The following is a 23647-nucleotide window of genomic DNA, read 5'->3' on the forward strand; positions in this document are numbered from 1 at the left end:
GGCCTATGTCGCTTCGCCATGTAATCTTGAGCGTCCTCGCCGAAGGGCCCGCTACCGGATATGATATCGCAAGGGCTTTCGAGCAGTCCCTGCGCCATTTCTGGAATGCGTCCCATCAGCAGATCTATCGCGACCTCGCCGCATTGGCAGCGGCAGGGCTCGTGGAATTCGAGATTGTGGCACAAAATGATCGACCAAACCGCAAGCTCTACCGGATAAGCGCACAAGGCATTGCTGAGCTCGATCGCTGGACTCGTGAACCGGCAACGCCAAGGGTCAATAGCGAACTGCTGGTAAAGCTGAATGCAGCAGCAGCGTTTGGCCCTGAGCGAATTGCCTCCCTGCTTTCCGGGCAGCGCCAGATTCACGAGGCAAGGCTTCAAGCCTATCATGAGATCGTGGAGGGGTTGCCCGTTGATCTGAATGAAATTGACATTGGACTAGCCGATCGCACGCGTTTGATGGCGCTGCGCCGCGGTATAAGGGGGGAGGAAGACTGGATTGGCTGGATCGACGAATCGCTCGATTCGCTCAAGTCGATTTCGCCGAAAACTGCTTGAACCCTTGTCGCATAAGTGTCGTGCAGCGCCCTGGGCGGCGACGATGTGCTGTATGCAACCTCCGCTTCGAAACTTTGCAAGTGAAGTCTATGGGGACTCACTGAAACGCGGGTTGTCACACGCGCTGCGCACGCTAAGTGGGGTGCCAATCGCGATTACCGGATAGAGAACATGGCTAACAACCGACCGCTTTCACCGCATCTGCAGATATGGAAATGGGGCCCGCACATGCTGGTCTCGATCCTCCACCGCGTCAGCGGTGACGGGATGGCGCTGGTCGGCCTGTTCGTGCTGGTGTGGTGGCTGGGCGCTCTGGCCAGCGGGGCCGAAAATTACGCCACCTTCACCGATCTGATCACATCGCCGCTGGGTTACGTCGTTCTGGTGGGGCTGAGCTGGGCCTTTTTCACCCATCTGATGAGCGGATTGCGCCATTTCGTGCTCGATATCGGCGCGGGTTACGAGCTTAACGCCAACAAGTTCTGGTCGATCGCTTCGCCGCTGATCGCCATTCTCCTGACTGCGGGCTTCTGGGCCCTCATTCTTTCGCGCTGAGGACAAATCGCAATGGGTAACGGAACCTCCATCGGGAAGGTGCGCGGGCTTGGCTCTGCGCATGAGGGCGCGCATCACTGGCTGCTGCAGCGCTTCACCGCGATCGGCAATCTGGTGCTGAGCGTGTGGCTGGTGGGCAGCATCTTGTGGCTGCCCGATCTCGGCTATGCCACGGTCAGCGAGTGGCTGGCGCAGCCGGTATCGGCCACCGCCATGATCCTGCTGGTGATCAGTACCTTCTGGCACGCGCGCCTGGGCTTGCAGGTGCTGATCGAGGACTATGTCCACAACGCCGGGACCAAGTTTGCCTGCATCGCCGCACTCAATCTCGCCGTGATCGGCGGCGGCGCCTTCGCCATTTTCTCTGTTGCCAGCCTTGCCTTTGGAGGAGCCGCCTGATGGCCGACACCTCAGCTTACAAGATCATCGACCACACTTATGACGTGGTGGTCGTCGGCGCCGGCGGTTCAGGCCTGCGCGCCACCATGGGCGCGGCCGAGGCAGGCCTGCGCACCGCCAATATCACCAAGGTGTTCCCCACCCGCAGCCACACCGTAGCGGCACAAGGCGGGATCGCTGCCAGCCTTGGCAACAACACCCCCGATCACTGGTCATGGCACATGTATGACACGGTGAAGGGCGCTGACTGGCTGGGTGACCAGGACGCGATCGAATATCTCGCGCGCGAGGCCCCGGCGGCGGTGTACGAGCTGGAGCATGCCGGCGTGCCGTTCAGCCGCAACGAAGACGGCACGATCTACCAGCGCCCGTTTGGCGGGCACATGCAGAACATGGGTGAAGGCCCGCCGGTGCAGCGCACCTGCGCCGCGGCTGACCGCACCGGCCACGCCATGCTGCACGCGCTCTACCAGCAGAGCCTGAAGTATGATGCGGACTTCTTCATCGAATATTTCGCGCTGGACCTGATCATGGCGGGCGAGGGCGCCGATCGCCGCTGCGTGGGCGTGATGGCGATGTGTCTGGATGATGGCACGATCCACCGCTTCCGCGCGCAATCGGTCGTGCTGGCAACCGGTGGCTATGGCCGCTGCTATTTCACCGCAACCTCAGCGCACACCTGCACCGGCGATGGCGGCGGCATGGTGCTGCGCGCCGGCCTGCCGCTGCAGGACATGGAATTCGTCCAGTTCCACCCCACCGGCATCTATGGTGCGGGCGTGCTCATCACCGAGGGCGCGCGGGGCGAGGGCGGTTACCTGACCAACAGCGAAGGCGAGCGCTTCATGGAGCGCTATGCCCCGTCCGCGAAGGATTTGGCTTCGCGCGACGTCGTGTCACGCTCGATGGCGCTCGAAATGCGCGAAGGCCGCGGCGTGGGGCCGGATGGCGACCACATTTACCTGCACCTCGACCACATCGATCCCAAGGTGCTGGCCGAGCGCCTGCCGGGCATCACTGAAAGCGGCAAGATTTTCGCCGGTGTCGACCTGACGCGCGAGCCGCTGCCGGTGACGCCGACAGTGCATTACAACATGGGCGGCATCCCCTGTAACTATCACGGGCAGGTGGTGACGATCGGCCCCGATGGCGATCCCGACCATGTCGTGCCCGGGCTCTATGCCGTGGGCGAAGCGGCCTGTGTTAGCGTCCATGGCGCGAACCGCCTCGGCTCGAATTCGCTCATCGACCTGGTGGTGTTCGGCCGCGCAACCGGCCTGCATCTGAAGGAAAACCTCAAGCCCAATGCCAAGCAGGACGAGCTGCCCAAGGACAGCGCCGAGCTGGCACTGACCCGGCTCGACCATTTCCGCCATGCCGATGGCGGTTCGCCGACCGCCGCCGTACGCGAGGAAATGCAGAAAGCGATGCAGAAGCACGCCGCCGTGTTCCGCGACAGCAAGCTGCTCAGCGAAGGTGTCGAAGCGCTGAAGAACGTCAACAAGCGGATGGAGGACATCAAGGTGTTCGACCGCTCGCTGATCTGGAACAGCGACCTCATCGAAACGCTCGAGCTCGACAATCTCATGGCGCAGGCCAATGTCACCATGGTCTCGGCGGAAAACCGCAAGGAAAGCCGCGGCGCGCATGCGCATGAAGACTTCCCCGAGCGCGACGATGCCAACTGGATGAAGCACACCATCGGCTGGTTCGAAGGCTGGGGCGGCAATGGCGGCGCAGTCAAGATCGACTATCGCCCGGTGCACGAATACACGCTGACCGACGATGCCGAGTACATCAAGCCGAAGAAGCGGGTGTATTGAGCCAGACTTCACGTGGACCTCTTTCTGCTGGTCAAGACGGTCCACATCATCTCGGGCACGGTGCTGTTCGGCACCGGGCTCGGGATCGCCTTCTTCTTCCTGATGGGCATGCGCGCGGGGTTCGCGGGCGGTGACGCTGCGGCGGCATGGTTTGCCGCGCGCACCACAGCGACAGCTGACATGATCTTCACCCTCAATGCGGGGATAGTGCAGCCTTTAAGCGGGTTTGCGCTGGTCTATCTGGCGGGATACGACCCTTTCGCGCCGTGGCTGGTTGCAACCTATGCGCTCTTTGCCCTGGGTCTGGCTTGCTGGCTTCCGGTCGTCTGGCTGCAGCTGCGCATCCGCGACAGCTGGCGCGCGAAGCTCAATGGCGAGGTGGTGGATGAGGCGCTGCTGCAACGGCGCTTCCGCTGGTGGTTTGCGCTCGGCTGGCCGGCCTTCGGCGCGCTGGTCGCGGTATTCTGGCTGATGGTGGCGAAACCGGGATGAGCATGCGGGTCGCAATCCTTGGCGGGTACGGCAATTTCGGCGGCTATGTCGCGCGGGCGCTGGCCAGCGATCCCAATATCGAACTGGTGATCTGCGGCCGCAGCAAGGCCAAGGCCGATGCCTTCGCCGCATCGCTGGGTGCTGCCAATCCGGCGCGCGGCGCAGCGGTCGATATTGCCGACCCGTTGGATGCACTAGCAGCTATCCGGCCCGGGCTGGTCGTCCATACGGTCGGCCCATTCCAGACGCAGGATTACCGCGTGCCCGAAGCGGCGATCGCCTGCGGCGCGCATTACTGCGACCTCGCCGACGCGCGGGCCTTCGTTGCGGGGATCGGCGAGCTCGGCGATGCGGCGCGCAAGGCGGGCGTAGCGGTCATTTCCGGCGCCAGCTCGGTGCCCTGCCTCACCGCCGCCTATCTCGACGAAGCGGCGAAGGTGATGGAGGTCGAAAGCGTCGATTACGGGATCAGCGCCGCGCAGCAGACCAATCGCGGGCTGGGCACTGCCAGCGCGATCCTGTCCTATGTCGGGCGGCCTTTCACCATGCTGCGCAGTGGCGCGATGCGAGAGGTGCATGGCTGGCAGGGCCTGCACAGCGTGACCTATCCCGAACTGGGGCGGCGCTGGTTCGGCTATTGCGACATTCCGGACCTTGACCTGTTCCCCGCGCGGTATCCCGCTCTCAAGAGCCAGAGGTTCGCCGCCGGGCACGAAATCGCATCGCTCCACTTTGGCACCTGGCTGCTCAGCTGGGGCGTGCGGCTGGGATTGTTGCCGCGGCTCGACCGGTGGTCCGGTATTCTGCTCAAGGCCAGCTTCCTGTTCGATCTTCTAGGCAGCGATCGCAGCGGGTTCCACATGGTCATTCGTGGGCGGGATAGCGCAGGGCGAGAGCTGGCGCGGCGCCACTGGTTGATTGCGCGCTCGGGGCACGGGCCGAACATTCCCTGCATGCCCGCGATCCTGATAGCGCGCCGGCTGGCTGCAGGTGAACGGATCGAGGAGGGGGCGCGGCCCTGCCTCGACCTGATTTCGCTCGAGGAGTATCTGGGCGCGCTAAGCGGTCTTGATATCGAGGCAATCGACGGATGACGCACGCACCCTACAGCTACCGCGGCGATCCGCATGTCCCCGCTTTCGACGACAGCAAGCCGCTGTTCGTGTTCGACAATGTCTGCGTGCTGTGTTCGGGCGGGGCGGCTTTCATCATGCGGCATGACAAGGCGGCGAAGGTCAGTTTCACCAGCGCGCAAGGCAGGCTGGGCCAAGCGCTGTGCGCGCATTACGGCCTCGACTGGGACGAAAGCTATCTCTTCATTCGCAACGGCCGGCCCTTCACCAAGAGCACAGGCTATTTCGAAGTCGCACGGGCATTGGGCGGCGTATGGCAGCTGGGGCTGATCTTTCAGCTTGTTCCGCGCCCGGTTCGCGACTGGGTCTATGACCTGGTTGCCCGCAACCGCTATCGCTGGTTCGGCAAGACCGAGGCGTGCGCGCTGCTGAGCGAAGACCAGCGGGCACGGCTTGTTCAATAAGCCTGCTCTTGACCGGCGACTCTCCGGCAGGCACGTTCACATCCTATGAAACGGGGCGCAATCATCAGGAACCTGGCATTGGCGCTGGCGGTATTCGCGGCCACCCCGGCAGCGGCGCAGCTTTCCGCGCCCGAGCAGGCAATGGCCGCCTCGGTCGAGGCGGATTTCGAACGCGATGTCGCCTTGCTCGAGCGGATCGTGCTGCAGAACAGCGGCACGCATAACCACGAAGGCGTGCGCAAGGTTGCGGATATGCTGGCGCCTGAATTCGAAGCGCTCGGCTTCAGGGTCGAATGGATCGACCAGTCCGCGCAGGGCAGGGCGGGCCATCTCTTTGCCCGGCACAAGGGCAAGCGCGGTACCACCCGCATGCTGCTGATCGCGCATATGGATACGGTGTTCGAGCCGGACTCCGGTTTCGACGGCTTCGTGCGTAATGGCGATACCGCAATCGGCCCCGGTGTCGGTGATGACAAGGGCGGGATCGTGATCATCCTTTCCGCCCTGCGCGCGATGAAGGCGGCGGGTACACTGGCCGATGCCAATATCGTTGTCGCGCTGACGGGTGACGAGGAAGAGGCGGGCAGCCCGGTCGAGCTGGCCCGGGCGGACCTGGTCAAGGCCGCCGAATGGGCCGATGTCGCGCTCGATTTCGAAGGGCTTTCGCGGCTGGACGGGCGCGACATGGGGGTGATCGCCCGCCGCTCAGCCAATAACTGGACATTGCGCGTCACCGCCGCTTCCGGCCACAGCTCGGGCATGTTCGGCAAAGGTGTCAGCTATGGCGCGATCTACGAGCTGGCGCGCATCCTCGACCGCTTCCGGCAGGAACTGCCCGAAGAAAACCTGACCTTCAATGTCGGCGTGGCAGCAGGCGGCACGCCGGCGGAAATGTCCGCAGACGGATTGTCGGCAAGCGCCGTGGGCAAGACCAACATCATCCCGTCAGAAGCGATTGCGCGCGGCGATCTGCGGACCATTTCGCAGGAGCAGTCAGACCGGATCGCTGCCGCCATGCAGGCGATCGTCGATGACAACTTGCCCGGCACAGATGCCGAGATCGAGTTCGAATTCCGCTATCCGCCGATGGCCCCGACCGAGGGCAATCGTGCGCTGTTCGACAAGCTCAATCAGGTGAGCATCGACATGGGGCTGGGCGAAATGGGTATCTATCCGCCCTCGCGGCGCGGCGCGGGCGACATCAATTTCGTCGCGCATCTGGTGGATGGACTGGCCGGGCTGGGCCCGGGGGGAACGCGCTCGCACGCGCCGGGCGAGACGATCGCCCTACCAACGCTGACGCGCCAGGCGAAGCGCGCAGCGGTGTTGATGAGCAGGCTGGCACGCGAAAAACGCGCGCGCGACTAGGCTTCACCGCTACACTGTCGGCTCTTGACCACTCCCTGCGCAAAAGGCAGCTTCGCGGTCGATGAAGCGGGGCGCGATCTTGAAAGGCGCTGTAGTGGCGCTGGCGGTGCAATTTGCCGCACCGGCATTTGCACAGGCTTCCGAACCGGACGATCAATCCACGCATAGCGCGCCATGGCCCGGCCTTGGATCGGGCGAAACGCCGCAGGAAATTGCACAAAGCCTCGAACTCGCGCCCGAGCTTCACCGCGCGATGTCGCCGCGCGAGATGCTGCGCGAGCGGCGCAGGCTCGATGCCACGCTGGCTGCGTTAGAGCCCCATCGCCCCGGTGTTGCCGACGCCTACGTGATTGCGATCGCGCTCGACAGTGATCCGGTGTTCGCCCGCGAAGCGCGCGAGGCAGGCCGGGTGCTCGCCCGGCGCTATGGCGCGGAGGGCCGCACGCTGGTGCTGGCCGGGCCCGATGGCGAGGCGGACAATGTGCCGCGCGGCTCGATCAGCGCGCTGATGGTTGCGCTCGCGAGCCTGGCCGAGAAGATGGACCCGGCCGAGGATGTGCTGGTGCTCTATTCGACCAGCCATGGATTGCCGCAAGGGCTGGCCTATCACTACGAGGACAGCGGCTATGGCATCCTGTCACCCAAGCGCTTGAAGGAAGTGCTGGGCGAGCTCAGGATCGAGAAGCGGTTGCTGCTGCTCAGCGCCTGCTATTCCGGCATCTTCGTGCCCGAGCTGGCGAGCGAGGACACCGCGATCATCACCGCGTCGGCCGCCAATCGCACGTCGTTCGGCTGCCAGCCGGATAATGACTGGACCTTCTTCGGCGATGCCCTGGTCAACCGCGCGCTACGCAAGCCGCAAGGCCTGCTGATGGCGCATCGCGAGGCGACGCTGGCGATTGCCGACTGGGAGGCGCGCATGCGGGTGCCTGCCAGCTTGCCGCAGGCAAGGATCGGCAATGCGGCGCTGACCTGGCTCACTGCCATCGAAGGCAACATGCCGCAGGTCGCGACCGCGCCGGTGGGCAAGCCTGCAATGGGTGAATAACGCTAGTCGCTGGGACCTACCCGCCGCACATTCAGGATCTTCACCGGCTGGCTGAGCATTTGGCCCTTCAGGAAACCTTCGCCCTTGTTCGGGTCGCGCGGGGTGGCGTGGATCGCGTGGACCACATCCATGCCATCGATGACATAGCCGAACACGGCGAAGCCCGGTCGCCGCTCCGGATCGGGGGAATCCGGCACTGCGTCGAGCCCGCGCTGGTCGCGGATCATGATCGAGAAATCACCCGTCGCCGTGCCCGGCTCGAACCGGGCCATCGACAGCGCGCCATCGGTGTGGCTGAGCCCGGTTTCATTGGTCGGCTCATGCGCGATCGGCGGCAGGATCCGATCGGGGTAATTCTGCGTGCCGCATTGCAGGAAGCCGCTCGGCTGCGGCCCGCCACTGACATGCATCGCACGGTAGCAGGCCGATCCGTCGAACCGATCCTGATCGATATAGCGCAGGAAATTGGCGGCGGTGATCGGCGCCCGCTCGGTTTCCAGGGCGACGGTGATGTCACCCATGGTCGTTTCCAGCACCACATTGACCGTCTCGAACACCTTGGCGGCAACCCCCGGCGTGGCGGCGGCGCGCGGGCTGACTTCAAACTTCATCAGCAGGGTGCGCTGGCTGCTGGAAAAATTGTTGTCCGAAACGAGGTAGAGATAGGTACGCCCGCCTGACTCGCGGACGGCCAGCCCTTCGAAATTGTCGACGCTGAGCGGTGCGGTCCAACTGGCGAGCGTCTCGCGCTTGCCATCGGGCGCAATCGCCACGATCCCGGTGGCGACGCCCTGTTCGCGCGAATAGCTGCGGAAGAGGACGTAGCACACGCCGTTGCTGGCACAGTCGGCGTCGGTCGGTGCGCCGCCGCGGGCGTCGAGCGGCGCGGGGGCAGCGATGTCGAGCGAGGTCGTGCCCGAACCGCTATGGCGCAGGCAATTCTGCTCTGCCGCAGCGGCCCATTCGCCGCACATCAGGAAGCCGTCAGCGGTAACCGCCAGCGTTTCCAGCCCGCCGTTCGCCTTTGCCCCGCCAATCAGCGAGGCAACCGGCAGGTCGGTCGGCTCGGCAGCTCCGTCGAGCTCGGCATAGCGCCATACCCGGTGGTCATGCTCGAAGGCGACCAGCCAGCCGCCATCGGCGCTGCGGGCGATCGCTTCGGCGTCGGCGGCCTGCTTGCCCTTCATCCGCTTGCCATCCGTACCGAGCAGCGGCCCGGCTTCCATTGCGACAAGATCGACCAGCCGGTCACCCAGTTCATCGGGCGTCATCACCAGCCAGCGGCCATCGTCCAGCACCGCGTAAAGCTGTCCTTCCAGCCACTCGAGCCCGGAAATCCCGCCAATGCCGGCGTCGCCCGGTTCGATCACCAGCCCGCCGCGATAGGACAATTCGCCGATGCTCTCGTTGCTTTCGTCCTGCGGATCGAGCGGGATCGGCAGGGTCAGCGGATGGATCGAGTCGCCAGCTGACGACGCAGTCGCCAGCAGGGCCGCCAGCGCGGCGGTGAGGGCACATTTCCATGTCATTTGTCCATGGTGATATGTCGTTGGCAGAGAAGCAAGGGGTATGAACAACCATTCATCCGCGCTTCAGGTTTACAGACGTAGTCGAAATGACTACAGGTGTAATCAATAACATGCCGGGCTTTGGCCGGGCATCGCTTGGAGGGACTTGTGGCAGATAGCGACGAAGCGAGGTCAGAACGCATCAGCGAGGCTGAGCATGCCGTGATGGAGGCCTTGTGGGCCAAAAGCCCGCAAAGCGCCGCCGATGTTTGCGAAAAGGTATGCCGCGAACGTGGCTGGAGCCTGGCCACAGTCAAGACACTGCTGGGCCGGCTGGTCCAGAAGCAGGCCATCGCCGCCACGCCTGACGGGCGCCGGTTCCTCTATAGCCCGCTGATCGAGCGGGCCGACTATGTCGGCGGTGAGAGCCGCCGGCTGGTCGATCGCCTGTTCGGCGGCAAGGCTGCTTCGCTGGTCGCCCATCTGGCCGAGCAGGAAGCGCTGACCGATGACGATCTTGCCGAAATCGAGGCCCTCTTGAAGGAGCTGCGGCAATGACGGACTGGTTGCTCGATACGCTGATCTGGACTGCCGCGCTGATCGCGCTGGTCCTGGTTCTTCGCCGCCCGGTGGCGCGCTGGTTCGGCCCCCAGGCGGCCTATGCGCTGTGGGCCCTGCCATTGCTGCGACTGGCGCTGCCGCCGCTGCAACTGCCATCGTGGATGGCACCGGAAAAAGCCGCCCCGCTGCCCGAAGCTGGCGCTGACATGATGGTGGTGCTGGTGGAGCCAGCTGCCGCTGCACCGATGAGCGACGCGGCAGAGCCGCTGATCTCGGCCTTGCTGTTCGATATTGCGATCGCCCTTTGGCTGCTGGGTGCGGCGGTTTTCCTGGTCCAGCGGTTCCGCGCCTATCGCCAGATGCGCATGGCCATGCTGGCCGGATCGCGCGAAGTTGGCCGCGCGGGCAGGGTGCGCCTGGTCGAAACCCCGGCGACCAGCGCGCCCCTTGCCTTCGGTGTGATCGACAAGGTTGTCGCCTTGCCCGTGGGCTTCCTGGCGGCGTGGGATCGCGAGGCGCGTGACCTCGCGCTGGCGCATGAGCTGGCCCACCATCGCGGGCACGACTTGCTGATCAACATGGCAGTGCAACCGCTGTTCGCGCTGCACTGGTTCAACCCGCTCGGCCACCTTGGCTGGATGGCGTTGCGGCGCGACCAGGAGGCGGCCTGCGACGCCCGCGTCGTCGCGGCGGCATCGCCTGAAGTTCGCGCCACTTACGCCCGTGTCATCGCCAGTTTCGCTGCCGGCCCCAGTGTGGCGCTCGCCGCCCCGATGGCCTGCCCGGTGCTGGGCGAAAAATCGATAATCCATCGTTTGAGGAGCATAACAATGAACAATCCCTCCCGTCGTCAACAGTGGTTGGGCCGTGGCCTTATGGCAGGCGCGCTGGTCGCCCTGCCGCTTACGGCCACCATCAGCTATGCCGATGCACCGCCAGAGGTGCCCGCTCCGCCAGCACCGCCAGCACCGCCAGCAGCCCCGGGGGCTCCGCCGGCACCTGCCGCGCCCGAAGCGCCGGCGGCACCAGCTGCGCCCGATGCAGACTTCGCCTGGGGGGAAGATGTTCAGGTGAACACGTCCGATGACGGCAAGATTCGCACCGTCGTGCTGCGCAAGACGCGCGAGGGAGAGCCTGGACCGGGCGAAAAGCACGAGACCCGCGTCGTGTGGATTGGCGACAAGCAGGGGCAACTATCCGCTGAAGAAAAGGCGGAAATGGAACGCGAAATCCGCGCGGCGATGGAGGAATCGCGCCGCGAAGCGGATGTAGCTCGCCGCGAAGCCGATCGGGAAATGCGCCTTGCACGCAGGGAAGCCGACCGTGAAATGGCGCAGGCGCGCCGCGAAATCCGGCTCGCCTTCAAGGACATGGAGTCGGCCCGGGGCGAAATGGTCCAGCTTGATTTCGACTGCGATGGTGCGCTTGAAGTCAGCGAGGACAAGGGCGCAAAAGGTCCGCGCAAGGTTGTGCTCTGCAAGAGCGATGTGATGACCAGCGCATTGGCCGGGCTCAAGGCCGCTCGTGAGGCCATCGCCAAGGATGGCAGCATGTCGGACGAAATCCGCGCCGAAGTGCTGCGCTCGCTCGACGAGGAAATCCGCAACTGGAAGAACGACGCCAAGTAAGCTTGAACCTCAGATACTCATAAGGCTGGCGACCGGAGCTCAGGCGGTTTGCCAGCCTTTTTAGCGCGTGCCCGATTATCGGAAATACCGGTCACACACCGCGTCATTGCCGCTTTCGAGGCCTGAACGCAGCGCGTCCATGCGCTGCTGGCTGGTGCCGTGGGTAAAGCCTTCTGGGTTGATCCGCTGGCCGGCCTTGCGCTGCAGGGTGTCGTCGCCGATCGAGCTGGCCGCGCGCATCCCCTCTTCAAGATCGCCGGGCTCGATCAGCCTGCGGTTCTTGCCTGCCCATACCCCGGCATAGCAATCCGCCTGCAGTTCCATCCGCACTTGCAGGTCGTTGGCTGAGCGCGGGTTCTGCTGCTGCGCGCTGCGCACCTGGTCCGCCAGCCCGGTCAGGTTCTGGATGTGGTGGCCGTATTCATGCGCGATGACATAGAGCCGCGCAAAATCGCCGCGTTCGCCCGCCATCTGCGCCAGCTGGTCGTAAAAGCTCGTGTCGATGTAAATGCCCTGGTCGGCCGGGCAGTAAAACGGGCCGGCGGCCGAACTCGCGCTTCCGCAGCCCTGGGTGTTCACTGCGCCGCTATAGAGCGTGAGGACCGGATCCTTGAACGCCAGCCCGGCGCGCTGGAATTCGGGCGCCCAGGTTTCGTTGAGCGATTGCAGCGCGTTGCAGGCCTCCATCGCATAGGGGCCTTGCGAGCAGACCTGGTCTTCGCTTGCGCCGGACTGGTCGGCCGGGGCCGCGCCACCCTGCTGCGCGCCCTGGATCGTGCCGATGGTCTGCATCGGGTCTGCACCAAATACGAAATAGGCGATCGCCGCCAGGATCAGCGTGCCGATCCCAATCCCGCCGCCGCGCCCGCCGGGAAAGCCGCGTCCACCGCCGCCGGAACGGACCCGGATATTGTCGGTATCGTATTTGCGCAGCTTCATCGAATCGCTCCTCCCGTGTCGCGTGCAGCCATGTTAACGCTGGACAGTCACGCAGGTCACGGCAAAAGCTGCTGGTCGATCGTCTACGCAACAGGGAAAATGCGATGTTCCTCAAGGGAAAACGTGCGCTGGTAACCGGATCCACCTCGGGGATTGGCCTGGCGATTGTCCGTGCGTTGAGGGCTGAAGGGGCAGAAGTGATCCTCAACGGCTTTGGCGATGCAGAAGCCATTGCCGCATTATGCGAGGAGCTGGGCGCGGTGCATTCCGCCGCCAATCTGCTCGATGTCGCCGAAATCGAAGCGATGATGGCAGAAGCGGGCGATATCGATATCCTCGTCAACAATGCCGGGATGCAGCATGTCTCCCCGGTCGAGGATTTCCCGATCGACAAATGGAACGCGATCATCGGGCTGAACCTGACCGCGGCATTCCACACCACGCGCCTGGCGGTGCCGGGCATGAAGGCGAAGGGGTGGGGGCGGATCATCAATACTGCCAGCGCCCATTCGAAGACCGCCTCTCCCTTCAAAAGCGCCTATAACGCCAGCAAGCACGGGATTGACGGCTTCACCAAGACGATCGCGCTGGAACTGGCGCAAACCGGCGTCACCGCCAATTGCATCAGCCCGGGCTATGTCTGGACTCCGCTGATCGAGGGGCAGATCCCCGACACGATGAAAGCGCGCGGCCTGACTCGCGAGCAGGTGATCAACGATGTCCTGCTGGCGAAGCAGCCGACCAAGAAGTTCGTCCAGCCCGACGAGGTGGGCGCGTTGGCGGTATTCCTGTGCCGCGAGGAAGCGGGCAATGTTACCGGCGCGAACTGGAGCATCGACGGGGGCTGGACCGCCGAATGAACGGGCAGGGGGCACTCGGGGCAGCAAAGCGGCTCTGCGCGCTGGCCCTTGCCTTTGCGCTGGCCGCTTGCGCCAGCACCACCACCACCGGCATCCGCATCAAGGAGCGCGATTTCCAGGCGCTTGAGCGGGCCATGGCCAGCCATATCGATGTCCTCGCGAGCGAGGAATTCGCCGGTCGTCGTCCGGGCACCGATGGCGAACGCAAGACGCTGGATTACATGCGCGGCGAGATGGAGCGGGCAGGGCTGGTTTCCGGAACCAACGATCCCGCGCATCCCTGGTTCGCTCCGGTCAAACTGGCCAGCGTGACCGGTGGCAGCAGCGAGATCGAGTTCGTGAAGGGGCGCCGCAAGGTCAAGCTCGATCCGGCGCAGGCCGCTGCCTTTACCGATCGCCGCCGCGGGCTGCTTGAAGGCGGCGAACTGCTGTTTGTCGGGTTCGAGGGCGAGCGGGTGCCAGACGACATGATCCGCGGGCGCGTGGTGGTCATGCTCAGTGAGCCGGGTATCAGCCCCGGCCGCCGCGCCCAGTTGAGGCGGGCGGAGCCTGCCGCTGTGCTGACTGTCGTGGGCGATGCGGCGACGATCGCGGAATTGCGTGATTCGCGGTCGCGCGAACGGCTGGTGCTGGAAGAGGATGGGCCAGACGGGCTGGACCTGTTCGTTACCGATGAAGCGATGAGCGCGGCCCTGGGCGAAAAGGCCTGGCTGGCGCTGCTTGAAGAGGCGGTTGAGGGGCAGGCGGGTGAAGGATTTACGCCGCGCGTCCTTGATCAGCGGATCAATATCGATGCCCGGTCGAACCGCCGCGAAGTGCCCTCGCACAATTTCATTGCGCGCTTGCCGGGGACAGACAGCAGTGCCGGGGCGATCCTGCTGCTGGCGCATTGGGACCATTTCGGCACTTGCGGGCCCGAGGATGCGGCAGACCGGCTGTGCAATGGCGCAGTCGACAACGCCAGCGGGATCGCGCTGATGATGGAGCTGGCCAAGCGGTTGAAACGCGGCAAGCCGCTGGTGCGCGATGTCTATGTGCTGGGCACGACGGCGGAGGAATGGGGACTGCTGGGCGCGCGCGCCTTTGCCGAGGAACCGCCTATCCCGCTCGAAAGCTTCGTCGCGGCGTTCAATTTCGATACCGTTGCGATCGGTCCGCGCGGCAGCCCGGTGGGCTTCATCGGGCAGGGGATGACCCCGCTCGATCCCTTTGTGTTGCAGGCGATCGCTGACGCCAAGCGCGAAGTCGCACCCAGCGAGCTGACCGAACCCTTCCTCCAGCGGCAGGACGGCTGGGCACTGCTGCAGCGCGATGTTCCGGCGATCCTGCTGTCCAACGCTTTCGGCGATGCGGCGCGGTTCGAGGCTTTCCTTGAAGGCGACTATCACCAGGCGTCGGACGAACCGGGCGAGATCGAGCTGGGCGGATCCGTTGACGACCTGCTGTTGCATGAGCTGCTGATCCGTCGGCTCGCCGACCCGAAGGTTTATCCTTGAGGCTGGATTCGCAGCGCGAAAAAGCACGCTGCCCCCTCTAGCGGCTGCGGGAAACTGCGGTTACATGGGCCGCCACGAATCCCCCGGCGCAGTTGCGGCCGGGCCAGAACGAAAGTGGCGACTATGGATATCCCCCTCGGCCTTACCTTCGACGACGTGCTGCTGCGTCCGGCCGAAAGCGACGTCCTGCCCTCGATGGCCAACACCGCCACCCGGCTGACGCGCGAGATCGCGCTGAATATCCCGGTGCTCTCTGCCGCGATGGACACCGTGACAGAAGCAGACATGGCGATCACCATGGCGCAGCTGGGCGGGATCGGCGTGCTCCACCGCAACCTCGAAATTGACGAGCAGTGTGCAGCCGTGCGCCAGGTCAAGCGCTTTGAAAGCGGCATGGTGGTCAATCCGATCACGATCAATCCGGATGCGACGCTGGGGGAGGCGCAGGCGCTGATGACGCAGCACCGCATCAGCGGAATCCCGGTGACCGATCGCGATGGCAAGCTGGCGGGCATCCTGACCAATCGCGATGTACGCTTTGCTGAAAACCCGATGCAGCCCGTGCGCGAGTTGATGACGACAGAAAACCTGGCGGTCGTGCCGCTGGGCACCGGCCAGGAAGAGGCGCGCCGCCTGCTTCACCAGCGCCGGATCGAAAAGCTGCTGGTGGTGGACGATGCCTATCGCTGCATCGGCCTGATCACTGTCAAGGACATCGAAAAGGCGGTGACCTATCCCAGCGCGACCAAGGACGCTGCCGGCCGCCTGCGCGTCGCGGCGGCAACGACTGTGGGTGACAAGGGCTTTGCCCGCACCGAAGCGCTGGTCGATGCCGAAGTCGACGTGGTGGTGATCGACACCGCGCATGGCCATAACAAGGATGTGGCGCGCGCGGTCGAGCGGGCGAAGAAGCTGTCGAACTCGGTACAGGTTATCGCGGGCAATGTCGCCACCGCCGAAGCGACCCGTGCGCTGATCGATGCCGGGGCAGACGCGGTAAAGGTCGGCATCGGGCCGGGCTCGATCTGCACCACGCGGGTCGTCGCCGGGGTCGGCGTGCCGCAGCTGACCGCGATCATGGAAAGCGCCGCCGAGGCGGCGAAGTCGGGCGTGCCGGTGATCGCCGATGGCGGCCTGCGCACCAGCGGCGATGCGGCGAAAGCGCTGGCAGCGGGCGCCTCCACCATCATGATCGGTTCGATGCTGGCGGGAACCACGGAAAGCCCCGGCGAAACCTTCCTTTACCAGGGCCGCAGCTACAAGGCCTACCGCGGCATGGGCAGCGTCGGCGCGATGGCGCGCGGCAGTGCCGACCGCTATTTCCAGGCAGACGTTTCGGCGATGAAGCTGGTGCCAGAGGGGATCGAAGGCCAGGTGCCGTTCAAGGGCCCGGCAGCGGATGTAGTCCACCAATTGGTGGGCGGGATCAAGGCGGCGATGGGCTATACCGGTTCGGCCACGATCGAGGACCTGCAGCAGCGCGCGCAATTCGTACGCATCACCAATGCAGGCCTGTCGGAAAGCCATGTCCACGATGTCGCCATCACCCGCGAGGCGCCGAATTATCCGACGCGCTAGCTCATGACCCCCGCTGCGCGGGTGCAAGCCGCGATCGAGCTGCTCGATGCGATTATCGATGCCGCCAAGCGCGAAGGTGCCCCGGCTGACCGGCTGATCGCCGACTGGGCGCGCAGCAATCGCTATGCCGGATCGAAGGACCGGCGCGCGGTTCGCGAACTGGTCTATTCCGCGATCCGGGCATGCGGACCGGTGCCGGAAAGCGGGCGAGCGGCGATGCTCCTGCTTGCGAAAGCCGATCCCGCGCTGGAGGCTTGTTTCGATGGCTCGCAATATGGACCAGCAACGATCCGGGATGGCGAGCCGGTTGGGACTGCCGGTGTCGCGCCCGAGTGGCTTGTCGAAAGGCTGGGCGCGGCGGGCCTGAGCGACAGCGAGATGCTTGCTTTGCTGGACCGGGCGCCGCTCGATATCCGGGTCAATACGCTGAAGGCCGATCGCGCGACGATCGAACTGCCGGAGCAGGGCGAATCGCTCGCTGCGCCGCAAGGGCTGCGCTTCGAGAGCGGGACGCTGGTGGAACAATGGCAGGAGTACTCGCAAGGCCTGATCGAAGTGCAGGATCACGGCAGCCAGATCATTTGCGGAGCACTTGGCGCGAAGCCCGGCGAAACCGTTATCGATCTGTGCGCCGGGGCAGGGGGCAAGACACTCGCGCTCGCGGCGGCGATGGAGAATCAGGGCCGCCTCATTGCCTGCGATATCGACCGGAACCGGTTGTCCAAGCTGGCGCCGCGCGCCGAACGGGCCGGGGCCGGCGTGATCGAGACCATGCTGCTCGATCCCGGCCGGGAGCTTGACGCTTTGGCCGAATTGCGCGGGCAGGCCGACCTGGTGCTGGTCGATGCGCCCTGTTCGGGCACCGGCACCTGGCGCCGCAAGCCCGAGGCTAAATGGCGGCTCACTCCCGAGCGTTTGCAGCGCTTTGCCGCCGTACAGGACGGGCTGCTCGACATTGCCGCTGCGCTGGTGCGGCCGGGCGGGCGGATCGGCTTCGTCACTTGCTCGCTGCTCGATGAAGAGGGGAAAGACCGCGCAGATGCGTTCCTGGCCCGCCACGCAGGCTGGCATGCGCTGGAACAGGCGCTGCCTTTGGGCCGCCAACATGGTGAAGGAATTCGCCTGACACCGTATCATGACGGCACGGACGGCTTTTTTGTCGCCATGCTGGGTTCAGCATGTTAGCCATATCGATTATGGCTGAAACTTCAGTCTTGAGGCCCGTTGCCCTAAAGGAGCTGATCATGCGTTTTGCGCCTGCTGCCGCCGCCTTGTCTCTAGCCCTCGCTGTCACTGCGAGCGTTGGCATTGCCGGTGACCGGGTGCCCGATCCGCGTGCTGCCGCCATGGTGGAACAAGGCCGCGCCCAGTTGGCCGAGGGTAACGCGCAGGCTGCGATCGATTCGTTCGAGGCTGCGCTGGCGATCGACCCGGGCCATACCCCGGTGTTCCTTGATCTGGCCCAGGCCGCGCGCGCCCAGCAATTGCAGGGCAAGGCGATCCGCTATTACCGCGAAGCCTTGGCGCGCGATCCGGGCAATCTCGCCGCAATTTCGGGCGAGGGCGAGGCGCTGGTGGAAAAGGGCGCAGTGGAAAAGGCCAAGAAGAACCTCGCCCAGCTGGAAAGCATGTGCGGCGCAAGCTGCCCCGAAACGGTCGAGCTGGCGGCAACAATCCGGCTCGGCACGCAGCCGCGCATGGCGTCCAGCGAAGCCGACAAAGCCGCCGCCAACTAAACCTCTAAATAAGCGCGATAAATTCGCGCACCACCGCGCGGTACACATCGCGTTTGAACGGCACGATCAGATCGGGCAATTGCTCGGGCTCGACCCATTGCCAGCTATGGAATTCGGGCGGGTCATGCGCCTCGAGATTGACGTCCTCGTCGCTGCCGGTGAACCGGCCCAGGAACCAGTGCTGTTCCTGCCCGCGATATTTGCCGTCCCATAGCTTGCCGATCAAATCGTCCGGAAGGTCATAGCGCAGCGGCTCGCGGGTGCGCGAAATGATATCGACCAGATGCGCGCCGATGCCGGTTTCCTCATGCAGTTCGCGCAGCGCCGCTTCGGCCACATCTTCGCCCGGATCGATCCCGCCTTGCGGCATTTGCCAGGCGCCGAGATGTTGCGAGTCGATCCGCTGGCCGACGAATACCAGCCCCTGCCGGTTGGCGAGCATGAAGCCGGCGCAGGGCCGGTAACCAAGCCCGTTCATCGTTGCGCCCCCAACATCAGCTTCATCGCGGCGAATACGCGTTCGAGGTCCTGCTGGTAGCCGGGCACAGCTTGGCGCAGATTGGTGAAGCTGTGGGTGCCGCCCTTGATCTCCAGGAACACGTGCTCGATCCCGGCCGCGCTGAGCGCCGCGCCGTAATCGCGGCCCGAATCGCGGATCGGATCGAGGCTGGCCGTGACCAGCACCGTTGGCGGTGCAAGCGAATGATCGCCCAGGATAGGGAACCCGCGCGGGTCCGCCCGATCGGGGGCATAGGCCGCATCGAAGAACTCGACCGCGCCTTTCGTCAGGATGAAGCCTTCCGCAAAGTCATCCATGCTGCGCGATCCCCTGGCATCGCTCGCCAGCGGAAAAATCGGCACCTGCAGCACAACCGGCACTGCGGCAGGCTGCGCGGCGAGCAGCTGGGCGACGACAATGGTGGCGTTCCCGCCCGCGCTGTCGCCCATCGGGATCAGTCCGGTCGCGCTGCGCCCCAGCGCTGCGGGCGAAGCTGCGACCCAGCGGCTGGCCGCTTCGCAATCCTCGATCGCGGCGGGGAAGGGGTGCTCGGGCGCGCGGCGGTAATCGACGGCGACCACGGGCAAATCCATCTGGAATGCGATTTCGGTGCAGAGGCTGTGGTGCGTTGCAAGATCGCCAATCACGAAGCCGCCGCCGTGGTAGAACATGATCACCGGGCCGGGATCGCGCGTTTCGCGTGCATCGTAGAGCCGCAGCGGGATCTCGCCGCCCGGACCGGGGCAGGCAAGGTCGCGGATCACTGCCAGTTCGCGCGGCGGGGCATCGGCCATGCCGTGCAACGCGACATAGCCCGCCCGCGCCTGCTCCAGCGTCATGTCGGCGATCTTGGGCCCGCCCATGGCTGCAAGCGCATCGAGGAAGGCTTTTACATCGGCGCGGATATAGGGTGTTTCGGCGACCATCCGGGGCATTCTCCTGCTGTTCTTTTCGACAGGTTAGACAGGCCCCAACCGCTTTTCCACTCGACATTTGCAGGCATAGGAGAAAAACTTCATTGCGGGAGAGGGGGGCGCGCAATAGGTGGCCTCCAGCAACGGAATTGTGCCGATGAATCGGCGCGCGCGACAAGGAATGCACATGGCGACCCAGGCCGCTGATACGCCGCCCGCGGCGGTACTCCAGGAACAACCCGATGCCGTGGTGGTCCGCTTTGCGGGCGACAGCGGCGACGGGATGCAGCTGACCGGGGGGCAGTTCACCCTGTCCACCGCGCTCGCCGGCAATGACCTGGCCACTTTCCCCGATTTCCCGGCGGAAATCCGCGCGCCGCAAGGCACGCTGTTCGGGGTGTCTGCGTTCCAGATCAATTTCGGCAGCCGCGAGATCAACACCGCGGGCGATGCGCCCGATGTGCTGGTGGCGATGAACCCGGCGGCGCTGAAGGTGAACCTGTCCTCGCTCAAGCCCGGCGGACTGATCATCGCTGACACGGGTGAGTTCACCAAGCGCAACCTAGAGAAAGCCAAGTACGAGCAGAACCCGCTCGAAGACGGCAGCCTGGCGAAATACGATGTCCTCGCTTTCGATATCAGCGCGCTGACGATCGAAGCGGTCAAGGAATTCGGCCTTGGCAACAAGGATGCGCTGCGTTGCAAGAACATGTGGACGCTGGGGCTGGCGCTGTGGATGTTTGACCGCCCGCGTGAGCCGATCCATGCCTGGCTGAACGCAAAATTTGCCAAGAAGCCGGAACTGGCCGGGGCCAATATCGCCGCGCTCGATGCCGGCCATGCCTATGGCGAGACGGCGGAACTGTCCGGCCCGCTCAAGCAGCTGCATATGCCGCCCACGCCGACCGAGCCGGGGCTTTACCGCACCATCACCGGGGCTGAAGCGGTGTCGCTCGGCCTTGTCGCTGGCGCACAGCTGGCGGGCCTGCCGATGTTCTTCGGCGGCTATCCGATCACGCCCGCGTCGGCGATCCTGCATCACCTCGCCCGGCTGAAGGAATACAACGTCACCACCTTCCAGGCGGAAGACGAGATCGCCGCGATCTGCGCTGCGATCGGCGCCAGCTATGCCGGGTCGCTGGGCGTAACCAGCTCGTCAGGCCCCGGTATTGCACTGAAGACCGAGGCGATGGGCCTTGCCATCATGACCGAACTGCCGCTGGTGATCGTCAATTCGCAGCGCGGCGGGCCGTCAACCGGCCTGCCGACCAAAACCGAGCAGAGCGACCTTTACCAGGCGATCTATGGCCGCAATGGCGATGCGCCGCTGCCGGTAATCGCCGCACGCAGCCCCGAAGACGCTTTCGAATGCGCGATCGAGGCGTGCCGCATCGCAGTGGAATACATGACCCCGGTGATGCTGCTGACCGATGGCTACATCGCCAATGCCGCAGAGCCGTGGAAAGTGCCCGATCCGGCCAGCTACACCCCGTTCCCTGCGAAATTCCTCACAGAAAAGAACGACGGCGATCGGTTGCTGCCCTACAAGCGCGATGCCAAGGGCGCGCGGCCGTGGATCAAGCCGGGTACGCCGGGCCTGATGCACCGGATCGGCGGGATCGAGAAGGCGCAGAACACCGGCCACATCGACTATTCGCCCGAGAACCACCAGGCGATGACCGATGCGAGGCAGAACAAGGTGCTGGGCGTTACCGTGCCCGACCAGGAGGTTTGCCTGGGCGAACCGGGCGGCAAGCTGGCCGTGGTGGGCTGGGGCAGCACCTATGGCCCGATCCACCGGGCGGTGCGCGTGGCGCGCAGCAAGGGGATGGACGTCAGCCATATCCATGTGCGCCACATCTGGCCGCTGCCGGGCAATCTGGGCGAATTGCTCAAGAGCTATGACAAGGTGCTGGTGCCTGAAATGAACACCGGCCAGTTCAAGACTGTGCTGCGCGACCAGTACCTGGTCGATGCCCAGCCGCTCAACAAGACCAGCGGGCAGCCGTTTTACATCCACGAGCTTGAAGCCGCGATCGAGGAGGCCTTGGCATGAACGAGATGACCAAAGTCACGGTGGAAACCACGCTCAAGGATTGGGAAACCGACCAGGAAGTGCGCTGGTGCCCGGGTTGCGGGGACTACGCGATCCTGAAGGCGGTGCAGCGCACCCTGCCGCAGCTTGGCGCGAACCCTTCGAACACCTGCTTCATCAGCGGAATCGGCTGCTCCAGCCGCTTCCCCTATTACATGGAGACTTACGGCTTCCACACCATCCACGGCCGCGCGCCGGCGGTGGCGACGGGGGTGAAGCTGGCCAATCCCGATCTCGATGTGTGGCTGGTAACCGGCGACGGTGACGGTCTGTCGATCGGCGGTAATCACATGCTGCATGTGCTGCGCCGCAATGTGAACATGCAGATCATGCTGTTCAACAACGAGATTTACGGCCTCACCAAGGGGCAGGCATCGCCCACCAGCCGCGAGGGGACGCGCAGCCCGTCCACCCCGATCGGTTCGGTCGATCGCCCGGCCAACCCTTGCGCCTTCGCGCTGGGTGCAGGCGCGCGCTTTATCGGGCGCGGTTTCGACGTGTCGAAGAACCTGCCCGATGTGCTTAAGGCTGCGCACGCCCACCAGGGGGCGGCCTTCATCGAGATCTTCCAGAACTGCATCGTCTACAACAAGGACGTGTTCAACGATTTCGCCGCGCCCAAGGGGGCGGAGGATCGCCAGCTGTGGCTGGAGCATGGCCAGCCGATGCTGTTTGCGGGCGGCACGCAGGGGATCGCGCTTCGATCGCGAGAACCTGTGCCTCAAGGTGGTCGATGTAGCGGACGGCGATTGGGAAGCGGCAGGCGTGCTGGTGCACGATGCCACCAACCGTAGCGTCGCCCATATGCTGATCGAAATGCCGTTCGGCCCGTTCCCGATGGCGCTGGGCGTGCTCTATGACGATCCGCGCCCGACCTTCGAAAGCGCGGTGGCGGGCGAACGCGAACGGGCAACCGCAGGCAAGCAGGCGAACCTCGCCAAGCTGCTCGGCACGGGGCAGACCTGGACGGTGAGCGGGACGGCACAGGATCCCATTTGATCCAACCTTCATTCAATTAGCGTAGCGACAGGCCGGGCCGGCACTAATGGACAATCTGACCCATTCACTCGTTGGTGCGCTGCTGGGGCAGGCGGGGCTCAAGCGCAAGACGGGCCTTGCCATGCCCGCGCTGATCATCGGCGCCAACCTGCCCGATGTCGATGCGGCGTGCTTCTTCTGGCTTGAAGGGCAGGAGCATCTGGGTTTCCGCCGCGGGATCACGCATGGACCGCCTGCGCTGGTGCTGTTGCCGCTGATCCTCGCAGGATTGCTGTGGGGCTATGACCGCTGGCAAACGAAGCGCGGGAAACGCCCTGAGGGGCGCTTGCCGGTCAGCTTCAAATGGCTGTTTCTGCTGAGCTTCATCGGCTGCCTGACCCACCCGGCGCTCGACTGGCTCAATGTCTATGGCATCCGCCTGCTTGAGCCGTTTTCGTCGCAGTGGTTCTATGGCGACACGCTGTTCATCATCGACGTATGGCTGTGGGCGCTGATGGGCTTTGCGACCTGGTTCTCGCTGCGGCGAGAGAAGCGGGGCGGGGATTGGATGAAGCCCGCGCGCGTGGCGATAGCGTTGGCGCTGGCGTATATCGGGCTGAATGGGGCTATCACGCATTACTATGAATCGGTGAAGGGCACTTTGCTTGAACCCTATCCGACAATTGCTATCGCCAGCCCGCCACCACTCGCATTTTGGGTGCGCGAGCGGATTATCCAGACCGAGGATGGCCGCTGGTATTCCAACGCATGGACTGGTGAGAACATCGGATATGGATACCACGCACAGGATGCCGCGCTCTGTAGGTTGCCAGCTGATGCTGCCCAAGAGTCCGATGAGGCAGGCGCATTTATGCTCTGGGCCCGTGCGCCGTTCGCCGAGCGGGCGGATGACGGCTCGGTGATCCTGCGCGATGCGCGGTTCTACGATCCGCGCGCGCGGGACCGGTTCTCGGTCGCGCTTCCGCAAGTGGAATGCAAGGAACTTCCGTCTCCTTGATTCGTCATTGCGAGCGAAGCGAAGCAATCCAGAGCGGCGCGCGATACGCTCTGGA

The 23647-nt window shown here is 64.6% G+C and carries 22 protein-coding genes and 1 pseudogene; 19 read left to right on the forward strand and 4 right to left on the reverse strand.

All coding sequences use genetic code 11. The features are described 5' to 3' along the window. Positions 1 to 5: 5 nt before the first annotated feature. The 9 genes from G6N82_RS00175 (at position 6) to G6N82_RS00215 (ending at position 7782) form a co-directional block, all read left to right on the forward strand. Positions 6 to 560, forward strand: a complete 555-nt coding sequence (locus G6N82_RS00175) for a PadR family transcriptional regulator (protein WP_206520241.1) — start codon at positions 6 to 8, stop codon at positions 558 to 560. Positions 561 to 731: 171 nt separating this feature from the next. After that, on the forward strand, positions 732 to 1115 hold the full coding sequence (gene sdhC, locus G6N82_RS00180) for a succinate dehydrogenase, cytochrome b556 subunit (RefSeq protein ID WP_165192604.1): 384 nt from the start codon (positions 732 to 734) through the stop codon (positions 1113 to 1115). Positions 1116 to 1127: 12 nt separating this feature from the next. Continuing rightward, entirely contained in the window at positions 1128 to 1514 is a 387-nt protein-coding gene (gene sdhD, locus G6N82_RS00185) for a succinate dehydrogenase, hydrophobic membrane anchor protein (RefSeq protein WP_165192606.1), read from the forward strand. Beyond that, complete coding sequence (gene sdhA / locus G6N82_RS00190; RefSeq protein WP_165192608.1) at positions 1514 to 3337, forward strand: succinate dehydrogenase flavoprotein subunit; 1824 nt, start codon at positions 1514 to 1516, stop codon at positions 3335 to 3337. The genes sdhD and sdhA overlap by 1 nt, the downstream gene beginning before the upstream one ends. 12 nt (positions 3338 to 3349) lie before the next feature. Continuing rightward, positions 3350 to 3829: a DUF2269 domain-containing protein gene (locus tag G6N82_RS00195; RefSeq protein ID WP_165192610.1), complete on the forward strand. Its 480-nt coding sequence runs from the start codon at positions 3350 to 3352 to the stop codon at positions 3827 to 3829. Beyond that, positions 3826 to 4923 (forward strand): saccharopine dehydrogenase NADP-binding domain-containing protein, encoded by a 1098-nt coding sequence (locus G6N82_RS00200; protein ID WP_165192612.1) that lies wholly within the window; start codon positions 3826 to 3828, stop codon positions 4921 to 4923. Before G6N82_RS00195 ends, G6N82_RS00200 begins: the two co-directional genes overlap by 4 nt. Continuing rightward, positions 4920 to 5366, forward strand: coding sequence for a DCC1-like thiol-disulfide oxidoreductase family protein (locus G6N82_RS00205; protein ID WP_165192614.1), 447 nt, complete (start codon positions 4920 to 4922; stop codon positions 5364 to 5366). Before G6N82_RS00200 ends, G6N82_RS00205 begins: the two co-directional genes overlap by 4 nt. A 45-nt stretch (positions 5367 to 5411) precedes the next feature. Continuing rightward, positions 5412 to 6734, forward strand: coding sequence for a M20/M25/M40 family metallo-hydrolase (locus G6N82_RS00210; protein ID WP_165192616.1), 1323 nt, complete (start codon positions 5412 to 5414; stop codon positions 6732 to 6734). A 79-nt stretch (positions 6735 to 6813) separates the two neighbouring features. Further along, on the forward strand, positions 6814 to 7782 hold the full coding sequence (locus tag G6N82_RS00215; protein ID WP_241255141.1) for a C13 family peptidase: 969 nt from the start codon (positions 6814 to 6816) through the stop codon (positions 7780 to 7782). Between the two features lie 2 nt (positions 7783 to 7784). Here G6N82_RS00215 and G6N82_RS00220 read toward each other — a convergent pair whose 3' ends face one another. Further along, positions 7785 to 9311, reverse strand: coding sequence for an esterase-like activity of phytase family protein (locus G6N82_RS00220; protein WP_165192620.1), 1527 nt, complete (start codon positions 9309 to 9311; stop codon positions 7785 to 7787). Positions 9312 to 9458: 147 nt separating this feature from the next. Here G6N82_RS00220 and G6N82_RS00225 point away from each other — a divergent pair, with 147 nt between their 5' ends. Both G6N82_RS00225 and G6N82_RS00230 read left to right on the forward strand, forming a co-directional pair. Beyond that, positions 9459 to 9848, forward strand: coding sequence for a BlaI/MecI/CopY family transcriptional regulator (locus tag G6N82_RS00225; RefSeq protein ID WP_165192622.1), 390 nt, complete (start codon positions 9459 to 9461; stop codon positions 9846 to 9848). Next, positions 9845 to 11479, forward strand: coding sequence for a M56 family metallopeptidase (locus G6N82_RS00230; RefSeq protein WP_165192624.1), 1635 nt, complete (start codon positions 9845 to 9847; stop codon positions 11477 to 11479). Before G6N82_RS00225 ends, G6N82_RS00230 begins: the two co-directional genes overlap by 4 nt. Positions 11480 to 11554: 75 nt before the next feature. On the opposite strand, the gene G6N82_RS00235 is transcribed toward G6N82_RS00230, so the two are convergent. After that, a complete protein-coding gene (locus tag G6N82_RS00235) occupies positions 11555 to 12418 on the reverse strand; it encodes a neutral zinc metallopeptidase (RefSeq protein ID WP_165192626.1) in 864 nt (287 codons plus the stop codon). Between the two features lie 104 nt (positions 12419 to 12522). On the opposite strand from G6N82_RS00235, the gene G6N82_RS00240 reads away from it, so the two are divergent. The 5 genes from G6N82_RS00240 to G6N82_RS00260 all read left to right on the forward strand — a co-directional run bounded on the left by G6N82_RS00240 (position 12523) and on the right by G6N82_RS00260 (position 18088). Continuing rightward, a complete protein-coding gene (locus G6N82_RS00240; protein ID WP_165192628.1) occupies positions 12523 to 13278 on the forward strand; it encodes a 3-hydroxybutyrate dehydrogenase in 756 nt (251 codons plus the stop codon). After that, a complete protein-coding gene (locus G6N82_RS00245; RefSeq protein WP_165192630.1) occupies positions 13275 to 14774 on the forward strand; it encodes a M28 family peptidase in 1500 nt (499 codons plus the stop codon). The genes G6N82_RS00240 and G6N82_RS00245 overlap by 4 nt, the downstream gene beginning before the upstream one ends. A gap of 123 nt (positions 14775 to 14897) precedes the next feature. Further along, complete coding sequence (gene guaB, locus G6N82_RS00250) at positions 14898 to 16352, forward strand: IMP dehydrogenase (RefSeq protein WP_165192632.1); 1455 nt, start codon at positions 14898 to 14900, stop codon at positions 16350 to 16352. A gap of 3 nt (positions 16353 to 16355) precedes the next feature. Then, complete coding sequence (locus G6N82_RS00255) at positions 16356 to 17537, forward strand: RsmB/NOP family class I SAM-dependent RNA methyltransferase (protein WP_165192634.1); 1182 nt, start codon at positions 16356 to 16358, stop codon at positions 17535 to 17537. A 59-nt stretch (positions 17538 to 17596) separates the two neighbouring features. Continuing rightward, entirely contained in the window at positions 17597 to 18088 is a 492-nt protein-coding gene (locus G6N82_RS00260) for a tetratricopeptide repeat protein (protein ID WP_241255142.1), read from the forward strand. A gap of 4 nt (positions 18089 to 18092) precedes the next feature. Here the strand turns inward: G6N82_RS00260 and G6N82_RS00265 are convergent, their stop codons facing one another. Further along, positions 18093 to 18566 carry an RNA pyrophosphohydrolase gene (locus G6N82_RS00265; protein WP_165192638.1) on the reverse strand — a complete coding sequence of 158 codons (474 nt, stop codon included), beginning with the start codon at positions 18564 to 18566 and terminating at the stop codon, positions 18093 to 18095. After that, positions 18563 to 19522 carry an alpha/beta hydrolase gene (locus tag G6N82_RS00270; RefSeq protein WP_241255143.1) on the reverse strand — a complete coding sequence of 320 codons (960 nt, stop codon included), beginning with the start codon at positions 19520 to 19522 and terminating at the stop codon, positions 18563 to 18565. The genes G6N82_RS00265 and G6N82_RS00270 overlap by 4 nt, the downstream gene beginning before the upstream one ends. Before the next feature lie 166 nt (positions 19523 to 19688). Between G6N82_RS00270 and G6N82_RS00275 the strand changes: the two genes are divergently transcribed. The 3 genes and pseudogenes from G6N82_RS00275 to G6N82_RS00285 all read left to right on the forward strand — a co-directional run bounded on the left by G6N82_RS00275 (position 19689) and on the right by G6N82_RS00285 (position 23592). After that, positions 19689 to 21557, forward strand: a complete 1869-nt coding sequence (locus G6N82_RS00275) for a 2-oxoacid:acceptor oxidoreductase subunit alpha (protein WP_165192642.1) — start codon at positions 19689 to 19691, stop codon at positions 21555 to 21557. Continuing rightward, a pseudogene (locus tag G6N82_RS00280) lies at positions 21554 to 22595 on the forward strand (2-oxoacid:ferredoxin oxidoreductase subunit beta). The gene G6N82_RS00275 and the pseudogene G6N82_RS00280 overlap by 4 nt, the downstream one beginning before the upstream one ends. 46 nt (positions 22596 to 22641) lie before the next feature. Then, positions 22642 to 23592, forward strand: coding sequence for a metal-dependent hydrolase (locus tag G6N82_RS00285; RefSeq protein WP_165192644.1), 951 nt, complete (start codon positions 22642 to 22644; stop codon positions 23590 to 23592). The last annotated feature ends 55 nt before the right edge of the window (positions 23593 to 23647 follow it).

Origin of the sequence: Altererythrobacter sp. BO-6 (assembly GCF_011047315.1) — a bacterium.
Lineage (GTDB): Bacteria > Pseudomonadota > Alphaproteobacteria > Sphingomonadales > Sphingomonadaceae > Erythrobacter.

Bases quoted from the DNA above. Each gene is read 5' to 3' on its own strand.
- G6N82_RS00175 (WP_206520241.1), top strand. From the start codon at position 6: ATGTCGCTTCGCCATGTAATCTTGAGCGTCCTCGCCGAAGGGCCCGCT.
- sdhC (WP_165192604.1), top strand. From the start codon at position 732: ATGGCTAACAACCGACCGCTTTCACCGCATCTGCAGATATGGAAATGG.
- sdhD (WP_165192606.1), top strand. From the start codon at position 1,128: ATGGGTAACGGAACCTCCATCGGGAAGGTGCGCGGGCTTGGCTCTGCG.
- sdhA (WP_165192608.1), top strand. From the start codon at position 1,514: ATGGCCGACACCTCAGCTTACAAGATCATCGACCACACTTATGACGTG.
- G6N82_RS00200 (WP_165192612.1), top strand. From the start codon at position 3,826: ATGAGCATGCGGGTCGCAATCCTTGGCGGGTACGGCAATTTCGGCGGC.
- G6N82_RS00205 (WP_165192614.1), top strand. From the start codon at position 4,920: ATGACGCACGCACCCTACAGCTACCGCGGCGATCCGCATGTCCCCGCT.
- G6N82_RS00210 (WP_165192616.1), top strand. From the start codon at position 5,412: ATGAAACGGGGCGCAATCATCAGGAACCTGGCATTGGCGCTGGCGGTA.
- G6N82_RS00220 (WP_165192620.1), bottom strand. From the start codon at position 9,311: ATGACATGGAAATGTGCCCTCACCGCCGCGCTGGCGGCCCTGCTGGCG.
- G6N82_RS00230 (WP_165192624.1), top strand. From the start codon at position 9,845: ATGACGGACTGGTTGCTCGATACGCTGATCTGGACTGCCGCGCTGATC.
- G6N82_RS00235 (WP_165192626.1), bottom strand. From the start codon at position 12,418: ATGAAGCTGCGCAAATACGATACCGACAATATCCGGGTCCGTTCCGGC.
- G6N82_RS00240 (WP_165192628.1), top strand. From the start codon at position 12,523: ATGTTCCTCAAGGGAAAACGTGCGCTGGTAACCGGATCCACCTCGGGG.
- G6N82_RS00245 (WP_165192630.1), top strand. From the start codon at position 13,275: ATGAACGGGCAGGGGGCACTCGGGGCAGCAAAGCGGCTCTGCGCGCTG.
- guaB (WP_165192632.1), top strand. From the start codon at position 14,898: ATGGATATCCCCCTCGGCCTTACCTTCGACGACGTGCTGCTGCGTCCG.
- G6N82_RS00255 (WP_165192634.1), top strand. From the start codon at position 16,356: ATGACCCCCGCTGCGCGGGTGCAAGCCGCGATCGAGCTGCTCGATGCG.
- G6N82_RS00260 (WP_241255142.1), top strand. From the start codon at position 17,597: ATGCGTTTTGCGCCTGCTGCCGCCGCCTTGTCTCTAGCCCTCGCTGTC.
- G6N82_RS00265 (WP_165192638.1), bottom strand. From the start codon at position 18,566: ATGAACGGGCTTGGTTACCGGCCCTGCGCCGGCTTCATGCTCGCCAAC.
- G6N82_RS00270 (WP_241255143.1), bottom strand. From the start codon at position 19,522: ATGCCCCGGATGGTCGCCGAAACACCCTATATCCGCGCCGATGTAAAA.
- G6N82_RS00275 (WP_165192642.1), top strand. From the start codon at position 19,689: ATGGCGACCCAGGCCGCTGATACGCCGCCCGCGGCGGTACTCCAGGAA.
- G6N82_RS00285 (WP_165192644.1), top strand. From the start codon at position 22,642: ATGGACAATCTGACCCATTCACTCGTTGGTGCGCTGCTGGGGCAGGCG.